Origin of the sequence: Pantoea sp. NGS-ED-1003 (assembly GCF_000738765.1) — a bacterium.
Taxonomy (GTDB): Bacteria; Pseudomonadota; Gammaproteobacteria; order Enterobacterales; family Enterobacteriaceae; genus Pantoea; species Pantoea septica.
In genome coordinates, this window is record NZ_JPQA01000001.1 from 509,381 (window position 1) to 531,829 (window position 22,449).

Genomic DNA, 22,449 nt, shown 5'->3' on the forward strand with positions numbered 1-22,449 from the left:
TCTCCCCTGGCGCGGTCAGCCCTGGATGCGCCTTTAACGTCCTGCTACGTCTAAAAAAACGACGCATAGCGCAGTTGCTGGTCAGTCAGCACTAAAAAAGCGTTTTTCTCCTTGCCAGCGTTGCGGCGTGTCGTTAATATTCGTCCCCGCTGTCGCCCTGACAGCGTGTTGCGCTCTTAGCTCAGTTGGTTAGAGCACCACCTTGACATGGTGGGGGTCGATGGTTCGAGTCCATTAGAGCGCACCAAGTGCGTCCGTAGCTCAGTTGGTTAGAGCACCACCTTGACATGGTGGGGGTCGGTGGTTCGAGTCCACTCGGACGCACCAAATTTCTGAATGCGCTCTTAGCTCAGTTGGTTAGAGCACCACCTTGACATGGTGGGGGTCGATGGTTCGAGTCCATTAGAGCGCACCACTCTTGCTGTTTTCCTCCCTTGCGCAACTTCGCTTTTTATTGATCTCCGTCGTTTCCTTCTCCGCTTTTTAATTGGTTTTCGGATACTTAGCGTCTATACTATCCGGCGTTGTTCCACTTGAAAGGTTTCAGCGCGGCGTGCCTATGGCGATAACTCACACTCTTTGCGCAACACGCTATTGTCGGTTTCCAGACGTAACCGCACAACTTCCCTGCACGCTCAGCCTGCGTCACCTATTCTTACGTTGTACTGTCCGTTTCGTTATCAACCAGAATTCTCATTTCGATGCGTCCTCATCGAATCCCAACCTTTATCATCCATCACAACTTACAGATAACCTGTCATGAAAAAGACCAAGATCGTTTGTACTATCGGCCCGAAAACCGAATCCGAAGAGATGCTGACCCAGCTGCTTGAAGCCGGCATGAACGTTATGCGCCTTAACTTCTCGCACGGCGATTACGCCGAGCACGGTCAGCGTATCGCCAACATGCGCGCGGTGATGCAGAAAACCGGTCGTCAGGCCGCTATTCTGCTCGACACCAAAGGTCCGGAAATCCGCACCATGAAACTGGAAGGCGGTAACGACGTGTCCCTGAAAGCGGGACAGACCTTTACCTTTACCACCGACCAGAGCGTGATCGGCAACAGCGAGCGCGTCGCCGTCACCTACGCTGGCTTCACTGAAGATCTGAAAATCGGCAACACCGTGCTGGTAGACGATGGTTTGATCGGCATGGAAGTTAAAGAAGTGACGGAAAACGCCGTCGTGTGCACCGTGCTGAACAACGGCGACCTCGGCGAGAACAAAGGCGTTAACCTGCCGGGCGTCTCTATCCAGCTGCCTGCGCTGGCGGAAAAAGATAAGCGCGACCTGATTTTCGGCTGCGAGCAAGGCGTCGACTTCGTGGCGGCTTCCTTTATTCGCAAGCGCTCTGACGTGCTGGAGATCCGCGAGCATCTGAAAGCCCACGGCGGCGAACATATTCAGATCATCTCCAAGATCGAAAACCAGGAAGGCCTGAACAACTTCGACGAAATCCTCGACGCCTCTGACGGCATCATGGTGGCGCGTGGCGATCTGGGCGTAGAGATCCCGGTAGAAGAAGTGATCTTCGCCCAGAAGATGATGATCAAGAAGTGCAACAAGGCGCGCAAGGTAGTGATCACCGCTACCCAGATGCTCGACTCGATGATCAAAAACCCGCGCCCTACTCGCGCGGAAGCGGGCGACGTGGCCAACGCCATCCTCGACGGCACCGATGCGGTTATGCTTTCCGGCGAGAGCGCCAAGGGCAAATACCCGCTGGAGTCAGTGACCATCATGGCCACCATCTGCGAGCGTACCGACCGCGTGATGAAGTCGCGCATCGACGCGCTGGAAGACTCCCGTAAGCTGCGTATCACTGAAGCCGTCTGCCGCGGCGCGGTGGAAACCGCCGAGAAACTGGAAGCGCCGCTGATCGTGGTCGCCACCGAAGGCGGCAAATCCGCCAAATCGGTGCGCAAATACTTCCCGGATGCCACTATCCTCGCGCTGACCACTAATGAGACCACCGCCCGCCAGCTAATCCTGAGCAAAGGCATCGAAACGCGTCTGGTCACCGAGATCGCCTCTACCGACGATTTCTATCGCATCGGCAAAGAAGCGGCGCTGGAAAGCGGCTATGCGCAGAAAGGCGACGTGGTTGTAATGGTATCGGGCGCATTAGTACCAAGCGGTACCACAAATACGGCCTCAGTACACGTCATTTAATTCGTTTGAGCATTTATTTAAAAGCGCCTTTAGGGGCGCTTTTTTTATTCCGTCACTAATACAAAACCGGGAAATTTCCAATCGATAATAACTATTCAATATCCTCCGAAATTAAGGTTAATCCGATTAAATCTCTCTGTTTTCGCTAAATATTTTTATCATATGCGGTTAAGCGCTGCTTCTTTGAGCGAACGATCAAGTTTAAGCATCTTCTCATCAAAAATTTATTCTCAACTTAAAAAGCTTTGTGTAATACTTGTAACGCTACATGGAGATTAACTCAATCTAGAGGGTATAAATAATGAATCGTACTAAACTGGTACTGGGCGCGGTAATCCTGGGTTCAACTCTGCTGGCTGGTTGCTCAAGCAACGCTAAAATTGACCAGCTGTCTTCAGACGTTCAGACTCTGAACGCTAAAGTTGACCAGCTGAGCAACGACGTGAACGCAATCCGTTCTGACGTGCAGGCTGCTAAAGATGACGCAGCTCGTGCTAACCAGCGTCTGGACAACCAGGCTCACTCTTACCGTAAGTAAGAGTTCTGGTATTAAAAATGGCGCCCATGTGGCGCCATTTTTTTTGCTCTGATTTTGCCGCCAGGGCATGGCGGCAACTGTCGGGTTCAGGGTGTCGTCTGCGCGTTCTGCGCCTGCTCTGACGCCGCCTCAGCAGGCGCTGCCACCGCCTCCCCGCTCGAAACCAGCACCGGCATGCCGGAACGACGCTCCAGCGCCGCTTTGATCAGCGCGCTGTCACTCTGCGGACTCTTGATAAACTTTTTCATTGCCGGGCTGAGCGCTATCGGCATGGTCTGCGGATCGTCTTTATCGCTGTGCGACAGCGGCTGATGCACTTCGACATAGCGCTTTCCGTCCGGCTCGACGGCATATTTTACCGGCTGATTGATCACCTGCACGCGCGTCCCTTTCGGCACGCTGTTGAACAGCGCTTCGATATCCTGCGGACGCAGGCGTATGCAGCCGGAGCTGACGCGCATGCCGATGCCGAAATCGGCGTTGGTGCCGTGGATCAGATAGTTGCCGCTGCCGCGCGCCAGGCGCAACGCAAACAGCCCCATCGGGTTTTCCGGGCCAGCAGGCACCACCGCCGGCAGCGTGATGCCATCTTTGGCGTAGCGCTTGCGGATATTGACGGTCGGCGTCCAGGTCGGATTGGGTATCTTCTGGCTGATGCTGGTCACCATCACCGGCGTCGCGGCGCCGAGCTGGCCGATACCGATGGGATAGACGATGACCTTGTCTTCGCCTTTGGGGTAGTAATAGAGGCGCAGCTCGGCCAGGTTCACGACAATCCCCTCGCGCGGCGTATCCGGCAGCAGCATCTGCTGCGGCACCACTAACTGCGTGCCCGCCTTCGGCAGCCAGGGATCGGTGCCGGGATTCGCCTCCAGCATGCTCAGCAGCCCAATCTGGTATTTCGCCGCAATCGCTTCAAGCGGACGTTTGTCATCGGGAACGGTGGTTAACTGATTTTCGCCGATAAGGCGGCTGTCGGCGGCAGGAAGCGGGTATTCCGTGGAGAAAGCCGGCGCGGCAAGTCCAACGCTTAGCAGCAGCGCACCGGCGAAACGTAAGGCTGATTTCATGCAATCTTCTCTTTCAGATAAAAAAACAGACGCCTGTTGGCGTCTGCTAGTTTAACTCAGAGGAGATTTTGAGCGTTATGGCGAATTGCCCGAATCATCGCTTCGAGGCCCTGCGACCGCGACGGCGTCAGATGCTGGGTTAACGCCAGCTCAGCGAACCAGTGCCGCACGTCCAGCGCGACGATATCGGCTGCCGTCAGGTTTTGATACAGACTAAATACCACTGCAATCAATCCCTTAACGATAGCAGCGTCGCTGTCCCCTTCAAACGCCAGGGTGCCGTCGCTCTGCGGCGTCATCTTAATCCAGACCTGGCTCTGGCAGCCGGAGATAACGTTTTCCGGCTGATGCAGGCTTTCAGATGATTCTGGAAGTTTTGCGCCCAGCTCAATGATGTAGAGGTACTTCTCTTCCCAGTTGGCGCAACGGTTAAAGTTGCACACCAGTTTCTCTTTATCTGGCAACGTGGCCATGACTGACTCCTGAACTCTGCTCAACCGCCCAGCAAACGATGAATACGGGTCAAACCCGCCGCCAGACGATCGGCCTCTTCTTCGCTGTTGTAGAAGGCGAACGAAGCGCGGCACATGGCTGGCACAGCGAAATGGCGCATCAGCGGCATTGCGCAGTGGTGACCGGTGCGGATAGCGATACCGTATTGATCAAGGAAGCTGCCGACGTCGTAGGCGTGATGCTTGCCCAGATTGAAAGCGATGACGCCTGCGCGATCCTGCGGGCCGTAAATCACCAGATCGGGCACCGAGGCGAGCTTGTCGAGCGCGTAGCGCATCAGCGCCTGTTCACGCTGCTGAATCGCCTCAAGGCCGATCTCTTCTACATAGCGCAGCGCCGCGCCGAAGCCGATAATGCCGCCGGTATTAGGCGTGCCCGCTTCGAAACGCCAGGGCGCTTTGTTCCAGGTGGTGCCGACAGGCAGCACCACCTGATCGATCATCGAACCGCCGCCTTCCCAGGGCGGCATCTCGTCAAGCAGCGCTTTGCGCCCGTAGAGAATGCCGACGCCGTTAGGGCCGTAAATTTTGTGGCTGGAGAAGACGTAGAAATCGCAGCCGATATCCTGCACGTCGACCTTGCCATGCATGACCGCCTGCGCGCCGTCCACCAGCGTCACCAGGCCGGCGGCTTTCGCCTGCGCCACCAGCGCTTTGACCGGGTTAACGGTGCCGAGCACGTTGGAGACGTGCGTCACCGCCAGCAGGCGCGTACGGCTGTCAATCAGCCCCGCCAGCGCATCGATCGCCAGCTCGCCGTTGTCATTCAGCGGCAGCACGCGGATCTCTGCGCCGGTGCGCTGCGCCACCATCTGCCACGGCACGATATTGGCGTGGTGCTCCATCTCGGTGATGATCAGGTTATCGCCGGCCTGCAGCTGGCTTGCGCCCCAGCAGTTCGCCACCAGGTTGATTCCCTCGGTGGTGCCTTTGACAAACACGATCTCTTCCGGCGAAGAGGCGTTAAGAAAACGCGCCGCCTGCAGGCGGACGTTTTCCATATCGGTGGTGGCCTGCGCGCTCAGGCTGTGAATGCCGCGGTGCACCGCCGCATAGCCATACTGATAAAAATGGCTTTCGGCGTTAATCACCGCCAGCGGACGCTGGGCGCTGGCCGCGCTGTCAAGGTAGGCCAGCGGATGACCGTTGACCTCACGCTTCAGGATCGGGAAGTCGGCCCTGATACGTTCGAGATCGAAGTTCATCATGAGGCATCTCCAGGGAAACGCGCCGCGATGCGTTGCAGAACCGCCTGACGCAGCGTCTCATCATCCAGCGCTTCGGTCAGTTCGGCCGCAAAAGCGTGAATAATCATCTGCTGCGCCGCTTCTTCTGCGATGCCACGCGAGCGCAGGTAGAACATCTGCTCATCATCAATGCGGCCGATGGTCGCGCCGTGGCTGCACTTCACGTCGTCAGCGTAGATTTCCAGCTGCGGCTTGGTGTCCACTTCCGCCAGACGACCCAGCAACAGGTTGTTGTTGGTCATCTGCCCGTCGGTTTTCAGCGCGTGCTGCGCCACTTTGATGTGGCCGTTAAACACCGCGCGGCCTTTGTCGCGCGAGATGGTTTTATGCAGCTGACGGCTCAGGCAGTAGCCTTTGTTATGCTCCAGATAGCTGCGGGTATCCGCCACTTCCGAATTCATCGGCAGCACCAGGCTGTTCAGCGACAGCTGGGTATTCTCGCCGTTGAGCTGCACGCTGGTGTTGTGACGAGAGAGGCCCGCGCCCAGCAGGAAGCTGGTGCTGCTTACCTGCGCATCGCGACCGATAACGATATCGTTATGGGCGAAGTGGTAGCTGCTGCTCTCTTCAAACGCCAGCTTGATATGTTTCAGCTGAGCATTGTCGCCGACCGCGAAGGTAAAGCGCGCGCCGGTAAAGTGCTGTGCGCCGTCCAGGGTGACGTAATGCTCGATAACCTGCGCCTGCGCGCTCTCTTCCAGCTCGAAATGGTGGCGATGATGCACGGTGTTGAGTGCATCCGCCTGGCCGCTGGTGATATGCAGCAGGTAGAGCGGACGCGCCGCCGTCTTGCCGCGCGCCAGACGAATTGAGGTGACCTCTTCCGCCAGGCTTTCGGTCAGATGCAGAAAGACTTCCGGCTGCACCGGCGCCGGCAGCGGGCGGCGCTCGGCGGCGCGGCTATGCTGAACGGCGAAGAATTCGGTATCGGCCGCGCTCAGCGACGGCTGAAACTGACCGTCGACGAACACCAGACGGATCGCGTCCAGCGGCAGCGCCAGCGCGTCGACCTGCGCCTGACTCAGGCTTTTCGCCTGCGGTAGCGCGAACTGGTGGGCCAGAAGCCCATCCAGCGCGGTGTATTTCCAGTTTTCATGCTTACGCGTCGGCAGACCGACGCGCATCAGCTGTTGCCAGTGCTGCTGAGCCTGCAGCGAGCGAGACTCGCCGCGCGATTCAAACAGATGATGCCACTGCTGCAGGGCATTATCACTCTTCGTCGGTAAGCCAGCCATAGCCTTGCTCCTCCAGCTGTTTCACCAGCGTAAAGTCGCCCGATTTGACGATTTTACCTTTGTACAGCACGTGCACGAAGTCTGGCTTGATGTAGTCCAGAATACGCTGATAGTGGGTCACGATGATAAAGGCGCGCTTTTCATCGCGCAGGCTGTTGACGCCTTCCGCGACGATCTTCAGCGCATCGATATCGAGACCGGAATCGGTTTCATCAAGGATGCACAGCTCCGGCTCCAGCGCCGCCATCTGCAGGATGTCGTTGCGTTTCTTTTCGCCGCCGGAGAAGCCGACGTTGACCGAACGGGTCAGCAGATCTTCCGGCATCTTCAGCAGGTGGATTTTGTCTTCGATAAAGTCCTGGAAGTCGAAACGATCCAGCTCTTCGTTGCCGCGATATTTGCGCACCGCGTTGACCGCGGTCTGCAGGAAGAACTGGTTGCTGACGCCCGGGATCTCGACCGGATACTGAAACGCCATAAAGATGCCTTCGCCCGCGCGGTCTTCCGGGTCGAGCTCTAGCAGATCTTTGCCTTTGAAGCTCACGGAACCGCCGGTGATTTCGTAATCTTCACGGCCAGCAAGCGTTGCAGAAAGCGTACTTTTGCCTGAGCCGTTCGGCCCCATAATGGCGTGCACTTCGCCCGGTTTCACTTCGAGGTTAAGACCGCGCAGAATCTCTTTGTCTTCAACGCTAACCTGTAAATCTTTAATGCTTAACATACTTATTCCTTCACATTGCTTCCGGCAACGCGTGTGACGGCATCAGCCCACACTGTGCTCAAGGCTGATGGCTAACAGTTTTTGCGCTTCCACGGCGAATTCCAGTGGCAGCTCAGAGAAAACGTCTTTACAGAAGCCGTTGACGATCATTGAGATCGCATCTTCTTCGCTGATACCGCGCTGGAGGCAGTAAAACAGCTGATCTTCGCCGATGCGCGAGGTGGTCGCCTCATGCTCCAGCTGAGCGGTGTTGTTGCGGGTCTCGACATACGGGAAGGTATGCGCGCCGCAATCGGGGCCGATCAGCATCGAGTCGCACTGAGTAAAGTTACGCGCGTTGGTCGCGGTCGGCATGATTTTCACCAGGCCGCGATAGGTGTTCTGGCTCTTACCGGCAGAGATACCTTTGGAGATGATGGTCGATTTGGTGTTTTTACCAATGTGGATCATCTTGGTGCCGGTATCCGCCTGCTGACGGCCGCTGGTCAGCGCCACCGAGTAAAACTCGCCGATGGAGTTATCGCCGCGCAGAATACAGCTCGGGTATTTCCAGGTAATGGCGGAGCCGGTCTCGGACTGCGTCCAGGACATTTTGCTGTTCTCGCCTTCGCACAGCGCGCGCTTGGTGACGAAGTTCAGAATGCCGCCTTCGCCTTCGCCGCCCGGGAACCAGTTCTGCACGGTGGAGTACTTCACTTCCGCGTTTTTATGAATAATGACTTCCACCACCGCCGCATGCAGCTGATAGGTGTCGCGCACCGGCGCGGAACAGCCTTCGATGTAGCTGACGTAGCTGTCTTCGTCGGCAATCAGAATGGTGCGTTCGAACTGACCGGTTTTCGCCGCGTTGATGCGGAAATAAGTCGACAGCTCCATCGGGCAGCGCACCCCTTTCGGGATATAGACGAAGGTGCCATCTGAGGCGACCGCGGAGTTCAGCGCCGCAAAGAAGTTATCGTTGGCCGGCACCACGGTGCCGAGATACTTCTGCACCAGCTCAGGGTGTTCCTGAATCGCTTCGCCGAACGAGCAGAAAATGATGCCCTGCTCTGCCAGCTTGCCGCGATAGGTCGTGGCAACGGAAACAGAGTCGAAAATCGCATCGACCGCCACTTCGCGACCTTCGCGCACCGGCACGCCCAGCTGATCGAACGCCTTCTCAACTTCCTGCGTCAGATAGGTGTTGGTCTCTTCGATGCCCGAGGACTGCAGCGCGCCTGGCTCAGAGGCGCAGCTATCGTCGCAGTTGCCGCATGAAGGCGCCGAGTAATAGCTGTAATCCTGATAATCCAGTTTGTCGTAATGCGCTTTCAGCCAGTGCGGCTCTTCCATTTCGAGCCAGGCGCGAAAGGCTTTAAGACGAAACTCCAGCATCCACTCTGGCTCGTTACGTTTAGCCGAGATCGCACGCACCACATCTTCGTTGATGCCGTGCGCCATTTCGTCGGTTTGCAACTGGGTAAAGAAGCCCTCTTTGTAGTTGAGCTTGCCTTCCCACATTTGTACATCGTCAGATGTTTCGCTGTGTCGTGACATATTTCACTTACTCGACGCCAAAGCTTTCACCGCACCCGCAGGCGTGTTGAGCTTTAGGGTTATTGAATTTAAAAATCTGGTTCAGGCCTTCGCGGACATAATCCACTTCCGTACCGTCGATAAACGGCATCGCCTGAAGCGGCACGTAGAGCGTTGCGCCGTTATGGGTAAACTGCAGATCGTCGTCGGCAGGCTCTTTCACCAGATCCATGACGTAGCCGAAACCGGCGCAGCCGGATTGCTTCACGCCGAGATGCAGACCTTTAACGTCAGGATCTTGCGCCACTAGGCTAAGAATTTGCTTTGCCGCGGAATCAGTCAGCGTGACCCCTTTCCAGACGAAATCATCAGGAGAGAACGTTGCTGCATTTACAGATGCCATGTTGTTACCTCGTAAGTCCGGACCTTTTCAGGCTATCCCCCTATGGTAAGGATCTGGGCGATCACTTCAACCTCTTGTTTTGCAGGGATAATCATCTTGTGCTCTTTTTAATCGCTGCTTTATTAAGCATAGCTGCTTAGCAGACCTTTGCGGCGAGAGCGCGCACGCCAATATCAGCAGCCTAACCTGTTAAAAATACGTAAAATTTTTTTCAGCTAGTTATTAATAATTTCTTATTGATAGGTTACGCCTTTATCAGATGCGCAGAAATTGTTCTTGCCGATTTTATTAACAGGCTAAGTAAATCGTTAAAATTTTCGCGCTGCGCAATTGCAATCCGCACTCAGTTGAATATGATAATTATTATCATTCAACATCCGAGGTGGCGCCATGACGCTCTCCGTCTCTGCCTGGCTGCAGCGCAAAATCGACGACTATAGGTTTTCCGTACGCGATATCACCGTTGATTTCTATCTGGCGCAGGCAAAGCTTAACCGGGCCGACTCTACCATTCATCAGCTGCGCCAGTTCAACGACACCTGTCTGGATATGGCCGAAATCTGCCAGATCAACGGAGACGATCAAAGTTATCTGCACGCCATGGGTAAACTTCACCACCGGCTGGTGCAAGAGATGGGCAACAGCGAGCGCGACAGGCTGTTCCGCATCCAGGCCTGGCAGCTGGCGCGCCTCTCCCTCACCCGCCTGTGCCATCAGCTGGCGCTGGTCGGAGAGTGGGACAAAGCCACCGCGCTGCAGAGCGACTTCGTGCGTCACGCGGGCTGGACATTCTAATCCAGCCGCGTCGTGACGTCGCGCACAATTTCGTTACATCAATGCCAGCAGCGCCTGCAGCGGATGCCGCATGCCGTTGCCTTCCAGCCTTTTAACCTGGCTGCGGCAGGAAAAGCCGGTCGCCAGGCAGCGCTGGCGCGGCAGTTTCTGCAGCTGCGGGTGCCACGACAGGCCATAAATCCCCAGCGAGTTGTCGAGATTCTTGCTTTCATGGCCATAGGTGCCCGCCATGCCGCAGCAGCCGACGTTTATATTCTCCAGCCGCGCGCCGAAGCGCGTGAAAATCTCCTGCCACTGGTTCGGCGTGTTGGGCAACGCCGTCACTTCGGTGCAGTGCGCGAACAGATACCAGCTTTCGCCGCTGCCCGGCACGGCTTCGCGGGTGCTGACCACCTCGCGTAGCCACTCATGCACCAGCTGAACGTGAAAGTCGCCGCGCTTGTCGCCGAGCGTCTGCTTATATTCATCGCGATAGCAGAGCACCGTCGCCGGATCGACGCCGACCATCGGCATGCCGAGCTTCGCCACCCGATTCAGGAAATCAGCGGTTTTTTCGGCGGTGCGCGCAAAGCGCTGTAGAAAGCCTTTAACGTGCTGCGCCTTGCCGTTCGGCATAAAGGGCAGCAGCACCGGCCGCAGGCCCAGCTTTTCAATCAGGCGAATAAAGTCGGCGATCAGCTGCGCCTCATAGAAGCTGGTAAACGGGTCCTGCACCACCAGCACCGTTTCGGCGCGCTGCGCTGGGCTCAGCGCCTCGAGTTTCTCCAGCGTCATGCTCATTGCCGGATGGCCGCTCAGCTCCTGCTTCAGCGAAGGCGACGACAGCAGCGGCAGATCGACCATGCCGATATGGGTTTTGCTTAGCTCACGCAACCAGGGCTGACGTAGAAAGAAGTTGAACGCCTTCGGCGCTTTCGCCATCAGCGGCGCATAGCTCTCGACTGCCGCCACCAGATGGTCGCTTACCGGGCGCAGGTAGCGCGTATGGTAGAGCTGCAAAAAGCGGGCGCGAAAATCGGGCACGTCGATTTTGATCGGGCACTGGGTCGAGCAGGCTTTACAGGCGAGACAGCCGGACATCGCCTCATGCACCTCATGGGAGAAGTCATATTCGCCCTTGCTGGCGTGCCAGCTGTTGCGCACGCGGCCAATCAGGGCGCGCAGCGACAGACTGTTTTCCGGCAGCTGCTTTTCCAGCTGCTGCGGATCGACGCCCTGCTCCGCCAGCAGACGCAGCCATTCGCGCGTCAGAGTGGCGCGTCCCTTCGGCGAATGGATGCGGTTGCGGGTAATCTTCATGGAGGGACACATCGGGCTGCGCGCATCGAAGTTGAAGCAGAGGCCGTTGCCGTTGCACTCCATCGCGCCACGCCACTCGCTGCGCACCGTCAGCGGGATTTGGCGATCGTAGCTGCCGCGCTTCGTCGCGTCGACCTGCATCATCGGCTCGTTGCTGTCGAAGGGAGTACAGATCTTGCCGGGATTCATACGGTTATCGGGATCGAACGCCGCCTTGATGCGGCGCAGCTCGTTGAACAGGGTTTCGCCGAAGAACGCCGGGCTATACTGCGCGCGAAATCCTTTGCCGTGTTCGCCCCAGAGCAGTCCGCCGTAGCGCGCGGTCAGCGCCACCACCTCATCCGACAGGGTTTTCATCAGCATCTCCTGCTGCGGATCGCACATGTCCAGCGCCGGACGCACGTGCAGTACGCCCGCGTCGACGTGGCCGAACATGCCGTAGCTCAGGCCGTGGCTGTCGAGCAGCGCGCGAAACTCGACGATATAGTCGGCAAGGTGCTCCGGCGGCACGGCGGTATCCTCGACAAAGGGGATCGGCTTGGCGCGCCCTTTGGCGTTGCCCAGCAGGCCTACCGCTTTTTTCCGCATGTTATAGATGCGCTCGATACCGTCGAGATCCTCGCAGAGCTGGTAGCCGATCACGCCGCCCTGTCGCTGCGCCATCAGGCTCTCCAGCCGCGCGCAGAGCGAAGCGACCTGCTGCTCGATCAGCGCGCCGTCGTCCCCGGCGAACTCAACGATATTGAGGCCGAGCATCTCTTTGTCCGGCACGTCGGTAATCAGCTCGCGCACCGAGTGCCAGACGATATCTTCCCGCGCCAGGTTAAGGACTTTGGAATCCACCGTTTCGACCGACAGCGCCTGCGCCTCAACCATAAAGGGCGCGTTACGCAGCGCAGAGTCGAACGAGTCATATTTGATGTTCACCAGCCGACGCACTTTTGGGATCGGCGTAATGTCGAGCCGCGCTTCGGTGATAAAGGCCAGCGTCCCCTCGGCGCCGCACAGCAGGCGCGTCAGATCGAAGGTCTGCATATCGTCGCTGAAGACGTGACGCAGATCGTAGCCGGTGAGGAAGCGGTTCAGCTTCGGAAATTTTTCCAGAATCAGCGCGCGCTGCTCGCGGCATCGCGTCAGCACCTGCTGATAGATACGCCCTTCCGGCGTCGCGGTCTGCGCCAGCGTCTCCGCCAGCGCGGCGGCCATCGGCCGGGTATCGAGTATGTCGCCGCCGAGCAGCACCGCGCGCAGCCCCAGCACGTGATCGGAGGTTTTACCGTAGACCAGCGAGCCCTGGCCCGAGGCGTCGGTATTGATCATCCCACCCAGCGTCGCGCGGTTGCTGGTAGAGAGCTCCGGCGAGAAGAAAAAGCCGTAGGGCTTAAGCCAGGCGTTAAGCTGATCCTTGACCACGCCCGCTTCGACGCGCACCCAGCCCTGCTCGAGATTAATCTCCAGGATGCGGTTCATATGGCGCGACATGTCCACCACGATGCCCTGATTCAGCGACTGGCCGTTGGTGCCGGTTCCGCCGCCGCGCGGGGTGAAGATCAGCTCGTTAAAGCGCGCCTCGCCCGCCAGGCGCGCAATCAGCGCGACGTCGGCGGTGGAGCGCGGAAAGAGCACCGCGTCCGGCAGCAGCTGATAGATGCTGTTGTCGGTGGACATTAACAGGCGGTCGGCGTAGCTGGTGGCGGTATCGCCAGTGAAGCCCTGCGCCTTCAGCGCGTCGAGGAATGTCAGCACCCGTTGAACGAGGCCGGGCGCCTGAGAAATCTGTGGGATCATTATTGGGAGACCAGATGTTGTAAACGTTTGCGTTGCTTGTTTTGTCTGAACGTTCCGTTTTAACACATTTTTTTCGCGCTCGCTGTTTTTTCAGGAAAGGGAAAAACCGCTTCTTCCGCCTCTGTTTAAAGGGGCCAAAATAGCTCATCATTAAGTCGGGCCTGATTGCCCCTAATGAAGGATTATTTGAGGTCGTTGTTCCTTATGAAAAACCTGCACCGCACCACGGATATGCCGCAGAGGCTCTTTACGCTGCTCTTTATCCTGCTGATGATCGTCGCCTGCATCTGGATAGTTCAGCCTTTTATACTGGGTTTCGCCTGGGCGAGCATGGTGGTGATCGCCACCTGGCCGCTGATGCTACGCGTGCAGCGCCTGCTGTGGAACCGGCGTTCGCTGGCGGTCATCGTGATGACGCTGCTGCTGTTGCTGCTGTTTATTATTCCCATCGCGCTGCTGGTCAACAGCCTTATCGACAACAGCGCGCCCGTTATCGCCTGGGCGACGCAGGGCCATATGGAGATGCCGTCGCTGCTGTGGCTGAATGATATTCCGGCCATCGGCGACAAACTCTTCTCCAGCTACCACAAACTGGTGGCGGGCGGCGGCTCCGCCATTATGGCGAAACTGCAGCCCTATGTCGGTCGCACCACCGGCTTCTTCGTCGCGCAGGCGGGCCACTTCGGCCGGCTGATGATCCATCTCGGCGTGATGCTGCTGTTCAGCGCCCTGCTGTTCTGGCGCGGCGAACAGGCGGCGCAGGGCATCCGCCACTTCGCCTTTCGCATGGCGGGCCGTCGCGGCGACGCCACGGTGCTGCTGGCCGGTCAGGCGATCCGCGCCGTGGCGCTCGGCGTGGTGGTGACCGCGCTGGTGCAGGGCGTGCTGGGCGGCATCGGCCTGGCGCTGTCCGGCATCCCCTACGCCACGCTGCTGACCGTCCTGATGATCCTCTGCTGTCTGGTGCAAATCGGGCCGCTTATCGTGCTGGTGCCCGCCATTATCTGGCTCTACTGGAGCGGCGACACCACATGGGGAACGGTGTTGCTGATCTGGAGCTGCGTGGTCGGCACGCTGGACAACGTGCTGCGCCCGATGCTGATCCGCATGGGCGCCGATTTGCCGATGATCCTGATCCTCTCCGGCGTTATCGGCGGGCTGGTCGCCTTCGGCCTGATTGGTCTCTTTATCGGTCCTGTCGTGCTGGCGGTCTCTTATCGACTGGTCTCCGTCTGGATGCATGAGGCTCCGCCGCCGCCAGAAGGCGATCTCGCCAGCGTAGTCGAGATTCTGTCCGATCACGACGAAGAACATCTGCCTTCCTGAAATCGGCCTCAGGGCGGTTAACCCCCCTGACTCATTTGCGTGACGTTAATATTTTTTTTCATTAGCGGTTTTTAAGAAAAAACGCAGTTTTCGGCCCTGAGGCCGCATATCAGCCGCGAATAGTTTATTTTTCGCACTGGTTTACCCCGATATTGCGGCTAAACAGGTGACAAAAGTTTACTGGCTTTAAACTAATAAGAGGATTCTTAAAGACTCAGAACCGCGCGATGAATAACATGATTCCTAAGTTTGAAATCAACCTACTGATTTTTAAACAACCTTTTTCCCCTGAGTAAAGTGAAGAATTGCTGTGTGTAGTCTTTGCCCATCCCCTGTGATGGGCTTTTTTTTGGCCTGAAGAAAGTAAAAAGGCCAGCAAAGCTGGCCTTTTAGCGACAATTTACCTAAATAATTATGCGCTTTTGCTTAACTCAGACAGCGACAGCCAGGTTTCCACCACGGTGTCCGGATTAAGCGACAGGCTGTCGATACCCTCTTCCATCAGCCAGGCCGCGAAGTCCTGATGATCGGACGGCCCCTGGCCGCAGATGCCGACATATTTGCCCTGCTTTTTCGCCGCCTGAATGGCCATCGACAGCAGCGCTTTTACCGCCTCGTTGCGCTCGTCGAACAGCGCCGACACCACGCCTGAATCGCGATCCAGCCCCAGCGCCAGCTGCGTCATATCGTTCGAGCCGATTGAGAAGCCGTCGAAGTGCTCCAGAAACTGCTCCGCCAGCAGCGCGTTCGAGGGGATTTCGCACATCATGATGATTTTCAGGCCGTTCTCACCGCGCTTCAGCCCCTGACGGCCCAGCTCCTCAACCACCGCCTGCGCCTGCGCCACGGTACGCACAAAGGGCACCATGATTTCGACGTTGGTCAGGCCCATCTCGTTGCGCACGCGCTTCACCGCTTCGCACTCCAGCGCGAAACAGTCGCGGAAGCTGTCCGCCACATAGCGTCCGGCGCCGCGGAAGCCCAGCATCGGGTTCTCCTCTTCCGGCTCGTAGCGCTCACCGCCGACCAGATTGGCGTACTCGTTCGATTTAAAGTCCGACAGGCGCACAATCACCCGCTTCGGCGCGAAGGCGGCGCCGAGCGTAGCGATCCCTTCAGTCAGGCGGGCGATATAAAATTCAACCGGGCTGTCGAAGCCTTTCATCATGCCGCGGATCTGCTGCTGCAGTTCCGGGGTCTGCTGGTCAAACTCCAGCAGCGCTTTTGGATGCACGCCAATCATGCGGTTGATGATGAACTCCAGACGCGCCAGGCCCACGCCTTCGTTCGGCAGGCAGGCAAAATCGAATGCGCGGTCGGGGTTGCCGACGTTCATCATGATCTTCAGCGGCAGCGCCGGCATCTCGTCTACCTGCGAGCTGGTGACTTCGAAATCGATCAGATCGCTATAGACATAGCCGGTATCGCCTTCGGCGCAGGAGACGGTGACTTTGTTGCCGTCCTGCAAGCGATCGGTGGCGTCGCCGCAGCCCACCACTGCCGGGATGCCCAGCTCGCGCGCGATAATCGCCGCGTGACAGGTGCGTCCGCCCCGGTTGGTGACGATCGCCGAGGCTTTCTTCATGATCGGCTCCCAGTCGGGATCGGTCATATCCGTGACCAGCACATCGCCTTTTTCAATGCGGTTCATCTCGCTGATGTCGTGGATCACTTTGACTTCGCCCGCGCCGATGCGATGGCCGATGGCGCGGCCTTCCACCACCACGCTGCCTGTGCCCTGCAGGTTATAGCGCTCCATCACCTGTCCGTTGGAGCGCACGGTTTCTGGTCGCGCCTGCACGATAAAGAGCTTGCCGGTGTGGCCATCTTTGGCCCATTCGATATCCATCGGACGCTTGTAGTGCTGCTCGATCAGCACCGCCTGACGCGCCAGCGCCTGCACTTCCTCATCGGTCAGCGAGAAACGGTCGCGTTCGCTTTCCGGCACGTCTTCGATGCGCACCTGCTCGCCGTGCGACTGCGAATCGGCGTAAACCATACGCACCTTTTTCGAGCCCATATTGCGGCGCACGATCGCCGGGCGAGCGGCGGCCAGGGTCGGCTTGTGCACGTAAAACTCATCGGGATTGACCGCGCCCTGCACCACCATTTCGCCAAGACCGAAAGCGGAGGTGATAAATACCACCTGATCGAAGCCCGATTCGGTATCGATGGTGAACATCACGCCCGAAGAGGCGAGATCGGAGCGCACCATACGCTGAACGCCCGCCGACAGCGCGACGCCACGATGGTCGTAGCCCTGATGCACGCGGTAGGAGATGGCGCGATCGTTAAACAGCGAGGCGTAAACGTGCTTCACGGCGATGATCACCGCGTCATAGCCCTGCACGTTAAGAAAGGTTTCCTGCTGGCCGGCGAAGGAGGCGTCCGGCATATCTTCCGCGGTGGCGGAAGAGCGTACGGCGAACGATGCCTCGGCATCGTCTGCGGAGAGTTGCTCGTAAGCCTCGCGAATAGCCGTTTCCAGTTCAGGCTGGAACGGAGTATCCACGACCCACTGACGGATCTGCTTGCCGGCTTTCGCCAGCTCGTCGATATCGTCGATATCGGTCTTGTCCAGTAAATCGTAAATGCGCTGGTTGAGGCCGCTCTGATCGAGGAACTGATTAAATGCGTAAGATGTGGTCGCATATCCGTTGGGCACGGAAACGCCCAGCGACGACAAATTCGTAATCATTTCACCCAGAGAGGCGTTTTTGCCTCCCACGCGATCGACATCATGCATGCCAAGCTGGTTATACCAGAGCACTAACGGCTGTTCGCCTGTAATGGACATCGAGATTATCCTTTTAAGAATGAATGGGCACATGGAAAATTTAGCTATTCGCAAAATTAGCCTGGCACAATGCGCAATTAATGACTAAGTGTTGAATCGTTAAAGCGCGCAAGATTTAGCACTTTAGGAATTATTCCGATAATTGCGCCACGTTGCGCAAATCCGCTATTTTGCGCTAAGGCTATGATGTTGCTTGTTTTCGCTATTTTTCATCATCTTATCAGCTATTTTTGTTGCGCAACTCCCTGCCGTGTTATTTCCCGGCGCCAGGCAGCAATGGCGATTCAGGCGAAGTTAAAACGTCATTTCATTATTTAGCGGCGTCGGTTTTCGCCGTCGCAGACGAGAAAAAACGAAAAGTTCACAAAATTTAAACATGGATTTTTTATTTTGTTCTGACCGCTAATTAAAGCTGCTAACCTGACGCTATCTCTCTACGCATAAGGTAAAGGCCATGAGCAGCGAAAGAAGCGTTTTCTATATTTCCGACGGCACTGCGATTACCGCAGAGGTGCTGGGCCATGCGGTGCTGTCGCAGTTTCCGGTGGGCTTTAATAGCCTGACGCTGCCCTTTGTCGAGAACGTGCAGCGCGCCCAGGCGGTGAAGGCGCAGATCAACGCGCTCTATCAGAAAAGCGGCGTGCGCCCGCTGGTGTTTTTCTCTATCGTCACGCCGGAAGTGCGCGACATCATTACGCAGAGCGAGGGCTTCTGTCAGGATATCGTACAGGCGCTGGTAGCGCCGCTGCAGGAAGAGCTGGGGATGGCGCCCGCCCCGGTGGCGCACCGCACCCACGGTCTCGACGCCAGCAACCTCGGCAAGTACGACGCGCGCATCGCCGCGATTGACTACACCCTGGCGCACGACGACGGCATCTCGCTGCGCGGGCTGGAAGATGCGCAGGTGATCCTGCTGGGCGTGTCGCGCTGCGGCAAAACGCCCACCAGCCTCTATCTGGCGATGCAGTTCGGCATCCGCGCCGCCAACTATCCTTTTATCGCCGACGATATGGATAACCTTAAGCTGCCCGCCGCCCTGCGCCCGTTTCAGAACAAGCTGTTTGGCCTGACTATCGATCCCGAGCGACTGGCCGCCATTCGCCAGGAGCGGGCGGAAAATACCCGCTACGCCTCTATGCGCCAGTGCCGGCTCGAAGTCGGCGAGGTTGAAGCGCTGTTTCGCACCCATCAGATCCGCTACCTCAACAGCACCAACTATTCGGTTGAAGAGATCGCCACCAAAATTCTCGACATCATGGGACTGACGCGCCGCATGTACTGAGACGCTAGCGGCGGCGGCTTGTAAAGCGCCGCTGCCGTCGCACAAAATATCATTTCAGTTTATAGGCTTGCATTCGCAGACTAATAATTTATTGTGATCACCATCACTTCCCGGTATGTCACCGCTGCGAAGAAAAAGCTTTCGAGATGCTCATGAACAAAACTGATGAACTGCGTACGGCACGCATCGGCAGCCTGATCACGCCTGCCGCGTTAGCCGCCGAACACCCCCTTTCCGCCGATGTGGCGGATAACGTCACGCGCGCACGTCAGCGCATCGCCCGCATTCTCACCGGCGAAGACCCACGCCTGCTGGTGATTATCGGCCCCTGCTCCCTGCATGACCCGCGTGCGGCGCTCGACTACGCCCAGCGGCTGAATGCGCTGCGCGAGCGCTACGCCGACCGCCTGGAAATCGTGATGCGCACCTATTTCGAAAAACCGCGCACCGTGGTGGGCTGGAAAGGCCTGATCTCCGATCCCGATCTGGACGGCAGCTTTAACGTCAACCGCGGCATCGGCCTGGCGCGTCAGATCCTGCTCGATATCAATCGCCTGGGGTTGCCTACCGCGACGGAATTTCTCGATATGGTCACCGGCCAGTTTATTGCCGATTTAATTAGCTGGGGCGCGATTGGCGCGCGTACCACCGAGAGCCAAATCCACCGCGAGATGGCCTCCGCGCTCTCCTGCCCGGTAGGCTTCAAGAACGGCACCGACGGCAACGTGCGCATCGCGGTGGACGCGATTCGCGCCTCACGCGCCAGCCATATGTTTTTGTCGCCCGATAAAGATGGCCAGATGACGATTTACCAGACCAGCGGCAATCCGCACGGCCATGTGATCCTGCGCGGCGGCAAAGCGCCTAACTATCACGCCGACGACGTGGCCGCCGCGGCCGCCAGCCTGCGCGAGTTTAGCCTGCCGGAACAGTTGGTGATCGATTTCAGCCACGGCAATTGCCTGAAGCAGCATCGTCGTCAGAAAGAGGTGGCGGCCGAGGTGGCGCAGCAGATCCGCGCCGGCTCGCGCGCGGTCGCGGGGGTAATGATCGAAAGCTTTATTGAAGAGGGCAATCAGAAGGTGGTCGCGGGCGAGCCGCTGGTTTACGGCCAGTCGATTACCGATCCCTGCCTCGGCTGGCAGGACAGCGAAGCGGTGCTGTCGCTGCTGGCCGAGGCGGTGAACAGCCGCTTCTGAGCCGTTAGCTGGAGCAGCTGACCTCCAGCGATTTTCCCCAGTCCGGCGGCCGCTGACGATACTCAGCGGCCGTTTCGTCGCTAAAGGGCTGCTGCAGCGCCTGATGCAGCCGCGCCAGCGCCCCGCTCTCGCCTTGTTCCGCCTCGTCGATCGCCTGCTGCGCCAGATAGTTGCGCAGCACCAGCGCCGGATTAGCAGCCTTCATCCGCTGCTGTCGCGTCTCATCGTCCACTTCTTCCTGCTGCAAACGCGCGCGATAGCGCTGATACCAGCGATCAAAGGCGTCGCGATCCATAAATTCGTCGCGCAGCGGCGAGCGCGCCTCCTGCTGCTGCGTGTCGCTCAGCAGACGGAACGTCAGGGTGTAGTCGCTACGCTCCTGAGTCATCAGCGACAGCAGTTCCACCAGCAGGTCATTGTCGCCGCCGTCGGCCTGGCTAAAGCCCAGCTTCGCCCGCATACGTTCGCCCCAGACGCGCATCAGCTCCGGCTCATAGCGGCTCAGCGCCTGCTTAAGCTGATCGACGCTCAGTAGGCCGGAAAGCGCATGCGCCAGCCGGTTAAGGTTCCACAGGCCGATCATCGGCTGATTTTCGAAGCTGTAGCGCCCCTGATAATCGCTGTGGTTGCAGATAAAGCCGGGCTGGTAGTCGTCCAGGAAACCGTACGGGCCGTAGTCGATGGTGAGCCCCAGCAGCGACATGTTATCGGTGTTCATCACGCCGTGCGCAAAGCCTACGCTCTGCCACTGGGCGATCAGGCGCGCGGTGCGCTCGACGACGTCGGTAAACCATAAAAGGTATTTATCCGCTTCGTCGACCAGATGCGGCCAGTAGTGGCGCAGCGCATAGTCCGCCAGCTGTTCGACTTTTTCCTGCTGCTGGCTGTAGAAGAAGTGTTCGAAATGGCCAAAGCGCAGATGGCTTTCCGCAATGCGCATCAGGGTCGCGCCGCGCTCGGGCGATTCGCGATAGACCGGCTCGTCGCTGATGGCGATAGCGAGCGCGCGCGTGGTGGGAATGCCCAGATGGTGCAGCGCTTCCGAGGCGAGAAATTCGCGTACCGTGGAGCGAATCACCGCGCGCCCGTCGCCCATGCGCGAATAAGGAGTCAATCCTGCGCCTTTCAGGTGCCAGTCGACCTTGCCGCCCGCGTCGAGGCGCTGCTCGCCCAGCAGAATGCCGCGCCCGTCGCCAAGCTGACCGGCCCAGACGCCGAACTGATGGCCGCTGTAAACCTGCGCCAGCGGCTGCATGCCCGGCAGCAGCGCGGCGCCGTGCCAGACGCCATGGCCTTCGCCGGCGAAAAGCGCCGCATCGACGCCCAGCGTCTGCGCCAGCGGCGCATTGTGGTAAAACAGGCGTCCGCCCTTGAGCGGCGTCGGTGCCTGAGGGGTATAAAAACCCGGCAGCTCGCGCTGCCAGCTGTTATCAAACAACATAGACTCTCCCGAGCGGCAGCCCGGCGAAACCAGAGCCGCCGTCGCTGTGAATAACCGGATATCGGGCCGTCCCGCTGCAGACGCGGCCGCGCGAGACACCGCAAGTATAGTGGTGGGGAATCAAATACAACAGGCGGGCTTAGTCAGGGGCGCGGCATTCTCTGGCAATCAGCCGCGACAGCGACTCCGCCTTCACCGGCGGGAAAAGCGCGCCCTGCAGCACGGCGTGCGGCAGCGTAGCGGTTTTATCAAGCAGCGCGCTGTCGTCGATGCCGCAAATAATCATCAGCTGCGTATGGCTGCGAAAGTTATCGGCGATGCTCTGAATAAAGGGCTGGAATGAGGCGCGTTTCGCCAGCGACTGAATAAATTGTTTATCCAGTTTGATGCAGTCGAACAGATTATCGTAGACCGCGCGGGTCGACGATTTACCCGCCCCGAAATGAGATAATGATAAACGGAACTGCTGTTTTAGCGCAGAAATAAGAGGGTCATTAATTCCGTTTAAAAGCTGCGGAAACGTTTCGCTGAGGTCGAGTAATAAAAAAGGAAGCTGTTTAATTTTACGTATCAGCAATTCACTCGCCAGCAGCGTGCGCGCCAGATTTTCATCAATACGCATTAATGCCAGCACATGATTTTTATCAAAGAAGTCGCGGTATTGTTCCAGCAAACCGATCTGTCGCTGCAGCAGGCGCAGCCTCTGCGTCTCATCAAGCTGCGGCAACAGCAAGTCCTGCGGCAAGGTGACAGGCGCAGTATCATGGACGAACTGGCTAACCAACTCGACAGCCGCCAGCTGCCCGTTAATTGTGCAGGCAGGATAAAACCAAATTTCCGACTGATAGTCGGCAGATAAATGAACTTTCATTTTTACAGCCAGATAAAGTGGCGACTGGCGCATCGTATATCATCGAAATCGGGCAGGCAATAGTACCAAACGCGGGAAGAGATGGACATCTTTGCCGTTAAATTTCGCTTTGCCCGCTGCGCCAGATCCCTAAGCCAAATAACGGTAGCGTATAATACCCTTTACCAGAAAATTAACTCTCCGCCCTATTGATATAATTATTTCCCGGCAGCGTAAAGTGCCATTTTAAATAAGAGTT

General features: G+C 57.8%; 17 protein-coding genes, 3 tRNA genes and 1 other RNA gene. 10 read left to right on the plus strand and 11 right to left on the minus strand.

What is annotated here, in order from left to right:
- The first annotated feature begins 170 nt into the window (after positions 1–170).
- From JS46_RS02335 to JS46_RS02355, 5 genes are all read left to right on the plus strand, one after another.
- Positions 171–247 (plus strand) — tRNA-Val (locus JS46_RS02335).
- Between the two features lie 3 nt (positions 248–250).
- Positions 251–327: transfer RNA gene (locus JS46_RS02340), tRNA-Val, on the plus strand.
- A gap of 11 nt (positions 328–338) precedes the next feature.
- A tRNA-Val gene (locus tag JS46_RS02345) sits at positions 339–415 on the plus strand.
- 344 nt (positions 416–759) lie between these two features.
- Positions 760–2,172, plus strand: coding sequence for a pyruvate kinase PykF (gene pykF / locus JS46_RS02350; RefSeq protein ID WP_033747467.1), 1,413 nt, complete (start codon positions 760–762; stop codon positions 2,170–2,172).
- A 301-nt stretch (positions 2,173–2,473) separates the two neighbouring features.
- Positions 2,474–2,710, plus strand: a complete 237-nt coding sequence (locus tag JS46_RS02355) for a major outer membrane lipoprotein (protein ID WP_007374746.1) — start codon at positions 2,474–2,476, stop codon at positions 2,708–2,710.
- Between the two features lie 86 nt (positions 2,711–2,796).
- Here JS46_RS02355 and JS46_RS02360 read toward each other — a convergent pair whose 3' ends face one another.
- From JS46_RS02360 to sufA, 7 genes are read right to left on the minus strand one after another with little or no spacing between them, the layout of a single operon-like run.
- Complete coding sequence (locus JS46_RS02360; protein WP_033747473.1) at positions 2,797–3,780, minus strand: L,D-transpeptidase family protein; 984 nt, start codon at positions 3,778–3,780, stop codon at positions 2,797–2,799.
- A 56-nt stretch (positions 3,781–3,836) separates the two neighbouring features.
- Entirely contained in the window at positions 3,837–4,253 is a 417-nt protein-coding gene (gene sufE / locus JS46_RS02365; RefSeq protein WP_033747476.1) for a cysteine desulfuration protein SufE, read from the minus strand.
- Positions 4,254–4,273: 20 nt separating this feature from the next.
- Entirely contained in the window at positions 4,274–5,497 is a 1,224-nt protein-coding gene (gene sufS, locus JS46_RS02370) for a cysteine desulfurase SufS (protein WP_033748020.1), read from the minus strand.
- Entirely contained in the window at positions 5,497–6,774 is a 1,278-nt protein-coding gene (gene sufD, locus JS46_RS02375) for a Fe-S cluster assembly protein SufD (RefSeq protein WP_033747478.1), read from the minus strand. Before sufD ends, sufS begins: the two co-directional genes overlap by 1 nt.
- Positions 6,749–7,495, minus strand: coding sequence for a Fe-S cluster assembly ATPase SufC (gene sufC / locus JS46_RS02380; RefSeq protein ID WP_033747480.1), 747 nt, complete (start codon positions 7,493–7,495; stop codon positions 6,749–6,751). Before sufC ends, sufD begins: the two co-directional genes overlap by 26 nt.
- Before the next feature lie 42 nt (positions 7,496–7,537).
- Positions 7,538–9,031 (minus strand): Fe-S cluster assembly protein SufB, encoded by a 1,494-nt coding sequence (sufB, locus tag JS46_RS02385; RefSeq protein ID WP_033747483.1) that lies wholly within the window; start codon positions 9,029–9,031, stop codon positions 7,538–7,540.
- A 7-nt stretch (positions 9,032–9,038) separates the two neighbouring features.
- A complete protein-coding gene (sufA, locus tag JS46_RS02390; protein WP_033747484.1) occupies positions 9,039–9,413 on the minus strand; it encodes a Fe-S cluster assembly scaffold SufA in 375 nt (124 codons plus the stop codon).
- A 390-nt stretch (positions 9,414–9,803) separates the two neighbouring features.
- Here sufA and JS46_RS02395 point away from each other — a divergent pair, with 390 nt between their 5' ends.
- The gene (locus JS46_RS02395; protein ID WP_033747487.1) at positions 9,804–10,208 is read left to right on the plus strand and encodes a hypothetical protein; all 405 of its coding nucleotides are present in this window, start codon (positions 9,804–9,806) and stop codon (positions 10,206–10,208) included.
- Between the two features lie 33 nt (positions 10,209–10,241).
- Here JS46_RS02395 and JS46_RS02400 read toward each other — a convergent pair whose 3' ends face one another.
- Positions 10,242–13,295: an FAD-binding and (Fe-S)-binding domain-containing protein gene (locus tag JS46_RS02400; protein ID WP_033747490.1), complete on the minus strand. Its 3,054-nt coding sequence runs from the start codon at positions 13,293–13,295 to the stop codon at positions 10,242–10,244.
- A 204-nt stretch (positions 13,296–13,499) separates the two neighbouring features.
- Here JS46_RS02400 and ydiK point away from each other — a divergent pair, with 204 nt between their 5' ends.
- Both ydiK and rprA read left to right on the plus strand, forming a co-directional pair.
- The gene (gene ydiK, locus JS46_RS02405; RefSeq protein ID WP_033747493.1) at positions 13,500–14,621 is read left to right on the plus strand and encodes an AI-2E family transporter YdiK; all 1,122 of its coding nucleotides are present in this window, start codon (positions 13,500–13,502) and stop codon (positions 14,619–14,621) included.
- A 244-nt stretch (positions 14,622–14,865) separates the two neighbouring features.
- Positions 14,866–14,974: antisense sRNA RprA (gene rprA, locus JS46_RS23180), an RNA gene on the plus strand.
- 59 nt (positions 14,975–15,033) lie between these two features.
- Here the strand turns inward: rprA and ppsA are convergent.
- Positions 15,034–17,418, minus strand: coding sequence for a phosphoenolpyruvate synthase (gene ppsA / locus JS46_RS02410; protein ID WP_033747496.1), 2,385 nt, complete (start codon positions 17,416–17,418; stop codon positions 15,034–15,036).
- Positions 17,419–17,872: 454 nt separating this feature from the next.
- Between ppsA and JS46_RS02415 the strand changes: the two genes are divergently transcribed.
- Together JS46_RS02415 and JS46_RS02420 are read left to right on the plus strand one after the other, a co-directional pair.
- Complete coding sequence (locus tag JS46_RS02415; protein WP_033747499.1) at positions 17,873–18,700, plus strand: pyruvate, water dikinase regulatory protein; 828 nt, start codon at positions 17,873–17,875, stop codon at positions 18,698–18,700.
- A 152-nt stretch (positions 18,701–18,852) separates the two neighbouring features.
- Positions 18,853–19,899: a 3-deoxy-7-phosphoheptulonate synthase gene (locus tag JS46_RS02420; RefSeq protein ID WP_033748022.1), complete on the plus strand. Its 1,047-nt coding sequence runs from the start codon at positions 18,853–18,855 to the stop codon at positions 19,897–19,899.
- A 4-nt stretch (positions 19,900–19,903) separates the two neighbouring features.
- On the opposite strand, the gene JS46_RS02425 is transcribed toward JS46_RS02420, so the two are convergent.
- Positions 19,904–21,340, minus strand: a complete 1,437-nt coding sequence (locus tag JS46_RS02425) for a protein adenylyltransferase SelO (RefSeq protein WP_033747502.1) — start codon at positions 21,338–21,340, stop codon at positions 19,904–19,906.
- A 139-nt stretch (positions 21,341–21,479) separates the two neighbouring features.
- Entirely contained in the window at positions 21,480–22,211 is a 732-nt protein-coding gene (locus tag JS46_RS02430; RefSeq protein ID WP_033748025.1) for an EAL domain-containing protein, read from the minus strand.
- Positions 22,212–22,449 lie beyond the last annotated feature (238 nt).